This window comes from Kitasatospora nipponensis, assembly GCF_039528135.1.
Classification (GTDB): domain Bacteria; phylum Actinomycetota; class Actinomycetes; order Streptomycetales; family Streptomycetaceae; genus Kitasatospora; species Kitasatospora nipponensis.
Genome location: NZ_BAAALF010001221.1, coordinates 1 through 504 on the forward strand (window position 1 = coordinate 1; position 504 = coordinate 504).

At 67.5% G+C, this 504-nt stretch carries 1 protein-coding gene; it reads left to right on the forward strand.

Translation table 11 applies throughout. The features are described 5' to 3' along the window. A partial coding sequence (locus ABD323_RS45755; protein WP_425556379.1) for a phage tail protein occupies nt 1–467 on the forward strand: 467 nt, incomplete at its 5' end. Nucleotides 468–504: the final 37 nt, after the last annotated feature.

Consider the following 504-nt stretch of genomic DNA (forward strand, 5'->3'; position numbering starts at 1 on the left):
ACAAGGGCAAGGACATCATCAACGGGCTGATCAACGGCCTGAAGGACATGATGGGCCGGGTCGGCGACGTGGTGAAGAGCATCGCGGACAAGATCACCGGCGGGCTGTCCAGTGCGCTGAAGATCTTCTCGCCGTCCCGCGTGATGATGGGCCTCGGCGGTCACGTCGGTGAGGGCCTGGCGATCGGTATCGAGCAGACCGGGGACCGGGTCAAGAAGACCATGGCCGAGCTGGTGCCGGTGCCGGACGGGCCGGAGACCCGGGCCGCGATGGCCAACGCCAGTAAGGCCAGCCTGTTCCAGGGCCGGACCGACATCCTGCGGGCCAGGGCGGCCGCGGTGCAGTCGACGGCGCACGGATACGCGTCGAACGCCGGGCTGGCGATCCAGAACTACTACGAGTCCAGCACGGGCGGCGCCCGGCAGACGGCCGAGGAACTGATGTTCCTGGTCAAGGCGCGAGGGTGAGGAGGAGTCAGTCATGCCCGACAACCCGACAGCACAG